This is a genomic window from Geobacillus sp. ZGt-1, from assembly GCF_001026865.1.
Classification (GTDB): Bacteria; Bacillota; Bacilli; order Bacillales; family Anoxybacillaceae; genus Geobacillus; species Geobacillus thermoleovorans.
Genome location: NZ_LDPD01000028.1, coordinates 68,244 through 75,159, shown reverse-complemented (window position 1 = coordinate 75,159; position 6,916 = coordinate 68,244). Strand labels below are relative to the sequence as shown.

Here is a 6,916-nt window from a genome sequence, read left to right as displayed (position 1 = left end):
GGTGCTCGCCGCCTTTTACCGCCGTTACATTGAAAAGCTCGTCCGTTTAAAGCGCGACTTGAAAGCTGGGCTTGTCCTCATCTTCATCGCCGGGCTCATGCTGTCGGTGTTGTTCGGCAACGGGATGAGCATCATTTGGCACGGCGAAGAAGCGACATGGAGCGAGCCGGTCGCCTCGCTTATTGCTGCCGCGTTTTCCTGGGTCGGCGAAACGGGGGCTGCGGTGCTCTTCTTTATCGCCTGGTGGGTGCATCTGTTGATTTTGCTCACGTTCCTCGTGTACGTGCCGCAATCAAAGCACGCCCATTTGATCGCTGCGCCGATCAACGTCTTTTTCAGCCGGCTGACGCGGCCGAAGCTTGCGCCGATCCATTTTGAAGACGAAAGCCAAGAATCGTTTGGCGTCGGCAAAATTGAGGATTTCACGCAAAAGCAATTGATCGACTTGTATGCCTGTGTCGAATGCGGCCGCTGCACAAGCATGTGTCCGGCGACCGGCACGGGGAAAATGTTGTCGCCAATGGATTTGATTTTAAAATTGCGCGACCATTTGACGGAGAAAGGGGCGGTCGTCACGTCACGCACGCCGTGGGTGCCCGCGTTCGCTTTCAAACATACAAGGGGCAATCAGCTCGCGTTCGCCGCGGCGTCGGAGCAGGCGGCGACGATCGAAATGCCAAGCTTAATCGGCGATGTCATCACCGAAGAAGAGATTTGGGCCTGTACGACGTGCCGCAACTGTGAGGACCAATGCCCGGTCATGAATGAGCATGTCGATAAAATCATCGACTTGCGCCGCTATCTTGTCCTGACGGAAGGACGGATGAACCCGGACGCGCAGCGGGCGATGACGAACATCGAACGCCAAGGCAATCCGTGGGGCTTGAACCGAAAAGAGCGGGAGAACTGGCGCGAGCTGCGCGATGATGTGCATGTGCCGACCGTCAAAGAGGCAGCGAAAGCGGGAGAGGAAATCGAGTACTTGTTCTGGGTCGGCTCGATGGGGTCGTATGACAGCCGGAGCCAAAAAATCGCCCTTGCGTTTGCCAAACTGCTGAACGAAGCGGGCGTCAAGTTTGCGATTTTAGGCAACAAGGAGAAAAACTCGGGCGATACGCCGCGCCGGTTAGGAAATGAGTTTTTGTTCCAAGAATTAGCGACGAACAACATCGCGGAATTTGAAAAAGCGGGCGTCAAGAAAATCGTGACGATCGACCCGCACGCTTACAATACGTTCAAAAATGAATACCCGGATTTTGGGTTCGAGGCCGAAGTGTATCATCATACCGAGCTGCTCGCCAAGCTCATCGAAGAAGGGCGGCTCGTGCCGAAACATCCAGTGAATGAACGCATTACGTTCCATGACTCGTGCTATTTAGGACGCTACAATGACGTCTATGACGCGCCGCGGAAAATTTTGCGCGCTATCCCGGGCGTCGAGCTTGTCGAAATGGAGCGCAACCGCGAACGCGCCATGTGTTGCGGCGCCGGCGGCGGCCTCATGTGGATGGAGGAGACGACCGGCAACCGGATCAACGTCGCCCGCACTGAGCAAGCGCTCGCTGTCAATCCGACGGTCATCAGCTCCGGCTGTCCGTACTGTCTGACCATGTTGTCAGACGGCACGAAGGCCAAGGAAGTGGAAGACCGCGTCTTTACGTACGATGTCGCCGAGATTTTGGCAAAATCAGTATTTGGTGAAGAAAAAGAAGAAGCGGCGTCGTAAAAATAGTTGCGAAGACAATTTCTATTTTTTAAAATAATAAGTATAATGAAAGAGAAGGTGTATGATCGTACACCTTCTCTTTCGCACCACGACCGAGCGAGCGTTCAGTCTGTGTTTTGTAATCGCTTTCTTATCCGATGAAAAGGGGAGAGGAATATGGGAAAAACAGTGATTGTCAGCGGGGCGCGCACCCCGTTCGGAAAACTCGGCGGTTCTTTGCAAGCGCTGTCAGCGTCAGAACTCGGCGGCATTGCCGTGAAAGAAGCGCTTGCCCGCGCGGATGTGAGCGTGGAACAAGTCGATCATGTCATTTTAGGCACCGTCTTGCAAGGCGGACAAGGACAGCTCCCATCACGGCAGGCGATGCGCCATGCCGGCATTCCGTGGCATGTTCGCACCGAGACGGTCAATAAAGTATGCGCATCGGGCATGCGCGCCGTGACGCTCGCGGATCAGCTCATCCGCTTAGGCGACGCCGATGTCGTTGTCGCGGGCGGGATGGAATCGATGAGCAACGCCCCGTACGTGCTGCCGAAAGCGCGCTGGGGGTTGCGAATGGGCGACAGCACGGTGAAGGATTTAATGGTGTATGATGGCTTGACATGCAGTTTTACCGGCGTCCATATGGGCGTTTATGGCGGGAATACAGCGCGTGAACTTGGCATTACACGCGAGGCGCAGGATGAGTGGGCGTACCGCAGCCATATGCGAGCCATTGCCGCCATCGAAGCCGGTCGGCTCGCGGAAGAGATCGTTCCGGTGACGATTCCGCAGCGCAAAGGAGAGCCGCTTGTCGTCGAACACGACGAGGCGCCGCGCAAAGACACGTCGCTTGAAGCGTTGGCGAAACTGCCGCCGGTGTTTGACCCGGAAGGAACGATCACTGCCGGCAACGCCCCGGGCGTCAACGACGGCGCCGCGGCGCTCGTCTTGATGAGCGAGGAGCGCGCCGCCCGCGAGGGGCTTGAGCCGCTCGCGACTGTTGTCGCCCACACCGCCATCGCCGTTGAGGCGAAAGATTTCCCAAAAACGCCGGGACTTGTCATCAACGAGCTGCTCCGCAAAACGGGAAAAACGGTCGACGACATTGCCTTGTTCGAAATAAACGAAGCGTTTGCCGCTGTTGCTCTTGCTGCGATCCAAATCGCCGGCCTTGACCCGGAAAAAGTGAACGTCAACGGCGGCGCTGTCGCCCTCGGCCACCCGATCGGCGCGAGCGGCGCACGCATCATCCTCACGCTCATTTATGAGCTGAAACGCCGCGGCGGCGGCCTCGGCATCGCCGCCATCTGCAGCGGCGGCGGCCAAGGCGACGCCATCTTGGTCGAGGTATAACGAGCGGGGCGCGGCGGGCAAGCGGCATGCCGCCGTCGCCTTCCAGTGTTGCGCCAAGGCATAGGATGCGGCGTGTGACCGTCTGCCCCAAGCGTTGCGTCATGAGGCATCGCGCCATATGGTGCGGCATGCCGCCGCTGTCTCTGCCGCAACGTGCGGCACGTTGCTCATTGCCGCAACAGCCGCGGTATCAACGGTTGACAGCAGGGGTTGTTGTGATGACGATGCAAAGACCGGTTGCCGTTGGCTGCTGGCGGCAGTGAGGCATATGAGTTTGAGCGCGGAACAGGAAACGCAAAGCGGACGATAGGGGGAACAGAAGATGGATGTGAAAACAATCATGGTCGTCGGCGCCGGACAGATGGGGTCAGGAATCGCTCAAGTGTGCGCCGTCGCCGGCTATCAAGTGTTTTTGTACGACATTAGCGAAGCGCAGTTGGACAAAGGAATCGCCAACATCGAAAAAGGGCTCGCCCGCCAAGTGGAAAAAGGGAAAATGACAGCGGTGGACAAAGACGCAGCGCTCGCGCGGCTTGCCCGCTCGACCGACTTGCATGCCGCCGCTGAAGCGGATCTTGTCATTGAAGCGGTCGTCGAAAACATGGACGTGAAAACAAAGCTGTTCGCCGAGCTCGATGCGCTCGCCCGCCCGGAGACGATTTTAGCGTCGAACACGTCGTCGCTGCCGATTACGGAAATTGCCGCCGCGACGAAACGGCCAGAGAAAGTGATCGGCATGCACTTTATGAACCCGGTGCCGGTGATGAAGCTCGTCGAAATTATCCGCGGATTGGCGACGGCTGATGACGTGTATGAAACGATCGAAGCCGTTGCCCGCAAGCTCGGCAAAGTGCCGGTCGAAGTGAACGACTTTCCGGGCTTTATTTCGAACCGCGTTCTCATGCCGATGATCAACGAAGCGATTTACGCCTTATACGAAGGGGTGGCGACCAAAGAAGCCATCGATGAAGTGATGAAGCTCGGCATGAACCATCCGATGGGTCCGCTGACGCTCGCTGATTTTATCGGGCTCGATACGTGCTTATACATTATGGAAACGCTTCATGAGGGGTTCGGCGATGACAAATACCGCCCATGCCCGCTCTTGCGCAAATATGTGAAAGCCGGCTGGCTCGGCCGCAAGACGGGCCGCGGATTTTACACGTATGAATAAACCGCTTGGCGTCGCTCCAGGACAACGCCGAAGCGTGCCGCAATGTGCGTGGGGCGGCGCCCGCTATGCTGTCTGCCGACCGTAACGCCGCACGTTAGGTGCATGCGGGAACGCTGTTTTACAGCCTATAAGGCAAATCTATAGAATCGTTCAGTTGCCTGCTGGCTGCCCCATGGAGCGGAGGAGCGCCTGAAAACACCATTGTGTCAGCGACATCGGAAGGAGGCCATTTCATGGAATTTCGCTTCACCGAAGAGCAGGAAATGATGCGGCAAATGGTGCGCGAGTTCGCCGCGGCGGAGATCGCCCCATTTGTCGAGCGCATGGAACAAGGGGAGTTTCCGCGCCCGATTTTAGCGAAAATGGCCGAACTCGGCCTAATGGGCATCACTGTCCCGGAGCAATATGGCGGCGCGGGTATGGACTTTGTTTCGTACATCATCGCCATTCATGAAATTTCTAAAGTGAGCCCGACCGTCGGTGTCATCTTATCAGTGCACACGTCGGTCGGCACGAATCCGATCTTGTATTTCGGCACCGAAGAACAGAAACAAAAATACGTGACAAAGCTCGCCCGAGGTGAGTACTTGGGGGCGTTTTGCCTTACTGAACCGAGCGCCGGCTCGGATGCGAAAAGCTTGAAGACGAAAGCGGTGCGCCGTGGAGATCGTTATGTGCTAAACGGCTCAAAAATATTCATCACCAACGGCGGGGAGGCAGATACGTACATCGTCTTCGCCCGCACGAATCCGGAAGAAGCCGGAAGCCGCGGCATTTCCGCGTTCATTGTGGAAAAAGGGACGCCAGGGATGTCGATTGGCAAAGATGAGAAGAAGATGGGGCTGCACGGGTCGCGGACGGTGACCATTACGTTTGAAGACGCCGAAGTGCCGGCGGAAAACTTGCTCGGTCAGGAAGGGGAAGGATTTAAAATCGCGATGGCCAACCTTGACGTCGGTCGGATTGGCATCGCCGCCCAAGCGCTCGGCATCGCGGAGGCGGCAGTCGAACATGCCGTCGCCTACGCGAAAGAGCGGGTGCAGTTTGGCAAACCGATCATTGAGCAGCAAGGCGTCGCTTTCAAGCTTGCCGATATGGCGACGGCGGCGGAAGCGGCGAAATGGCTCGTCTATCGCGCCGCTTGGCTGCGCGCGCAAGGGCTGCCGTGCGGAAAAGAGGCGTCGATGGCGAAGCTCTTCGCTTCACAAACAGCGATGGACAATGCCATCGAGGCGGTGCAAATTTTCGGCGGCAACGGCTACACGAAAGACTACCCGGTCGAGCGGCTGTTCCGTGACGCGAAAATTACGCAAATTTACGAAGGAACGAGCGAAATTCAGCGCATCGTCATCAGCAAACATTTGTAACCAGGCATGTTGATGAACCAATCCAAACCAGATGAGAAGGCTCTGTTCCTAGCTTTTCTGCCGTAGTCGGCAAGCCGTTCGCTTGCCGACTGGGCATGCGACAGCATGCCCTCCTCGAACAATGAACGTTTTGCGGGCAAATGGCATTTGCCCGTCGGCGTTCTTGTTCGAGGGANNNNGCAGAAAAGCTTGTGTTCAGTCAGCTCATGATTGGCAACCGAATGAAATGGTGGAATGAGCCGCAAACCGTCGGGTCTTCGGAAGGCTGAACAACGCCGCTTTCAGGGATGGAGGCATAAACACGGGGCTCTGTCATTTGCTGCGTTTTGTTGTGCAGCCGGAGCGATCCTATTCTCTTTTCCCAACAACGATTCGTTGTCTGTCTTTGGAAAACCCGGAATGGGCGGCGAACTGGATGGCAACGTCGCGGCACAACGATTCATTGTCTGTTTTTGGAAAACGGTGATCACGCTGGCACGGGGGACGAGGATTTCGGATATATAGGAAAACGGGGGAATGAAACGATGAACTTTCGATTGAGCGAAGAACATGAAATGCTGCGAAAAATGGTGCGCGAATTTGCCGAAAATGAGGTAGCGCCGACTGCCGCTGAGCGCGACGAAGAAGAGCGGTTTGACCGCGGCATTTTCAACAAAATGGCTGAACTCGGTTTAACAGGCATTCCGTGGCCGGAAGAATACGGCGGCATTGGCAGCGATTATTTGGCCTATGTCATTGCCGTTGAGGAGCTGTCGCGCGTCTGCGCCTCGACCGGGGTGACGCTTTCCGCGCATATATCGCTCGCCAGCTGGCCGATTTACAAGTTCGGCAACGAAGAACAAAAGCAAAAGTATTTGCGCGCCTTAGCGACTGGGGAAAAACTGGGGGCATACGCTCTGTCCGAGCCGGGGGCGGGGTCGGATGTCGCCTCGATGAAAACGCGTGCGGTAAAAGACGGGGACCACTACATTTTAAACGGCTCGAAAGTATGGATCACCAACGGCGGCGAAGCGGAAATTTACGTCGTATTTGCCGTCACCGATCCGGAAAAGCGGCATAAAGGGATCAGCGCCTTTATCGTGGAAAAAGGAACGCCGGGCTTTTCGTTCGGCAAAAAGGAAAAGAAACTCGGCATTCGTTCGTCGCCGACGACGGAGCTCATTTTTGAAGACTGCCGCATTCCGAAAGAAAACTTGCTCGGTCAAGAAGGAGAAGGGTTTAAAATCGCCATGATGACGCTCGATGGCGGCCGCAACGGCATCGCCGCCCAAGCGGTCGGCATTGCCCAGGGCGCGCTGGATGCGGCGGTGGACT

5 protein-coding genes are annotated in these 6,916 nt (G+C 56.5%); all 5 read left to right on the top strand.

The genetic code is table 11. The features are described 5' to 3' along the window. Window positions 1–1,726 (top strand): (Fe-S)-binding protein (locus tag VU18_RS14810; protein ID WP_047758406.1); only part of this gene is annotated, 1,726 nt, incomplete at its 5' end. 156 nt (window positions 1,727–1,882) lie between these two features. Beyond that, complete coding sequence (locus VU18_RS14805) at window positions 1,883–3,061, top strand: acetyl-CoA C-acetyltransferase (RefSeq protein ID WP_011232864.1); 1,179 nt, start codon at window positions 1,883–1,885, stop codon at window positions 3,059–3,061. Between the two features lie 322 nt (window positions 3,062–3,383). After that, window positions 3,384–4,235, top strand: a complete 852-nt coding sequence (locus VU18_RS14800) for a 3-hydroxybutyryl-CoA dehydrogenase (RefSeq protein ID WP_011232862.1) — start codon at window positions 3,384–3,386, stop codon at window positions 4,233–4,235. Between the two features lie 233 nt (window positions 4,236–4,468). Continuing rightward, window positions 4,469–5,602 carry an acyl-CoA dehydrogenase gene (locus VU18_RS14795; RefSeq protein WP_011232861.1) on the top strand — a complete coding sequence of 378 codons (1,134 nt, stop codon included), beginning with the start codon at window positions 4,469–4,471 and terminating at the stop codon, window positions 5,600–5,602. Window positions 5,603–6,126: 524 nt separating this feature from the next. After that, on the top strand, window positions 6,127–6,916 hold a 790-nt coding region (locus tag VU18_RS14790), incomplete at its 3' end, for an acyl-CoA dehydrogenase family protein (protein WP_047758403.1).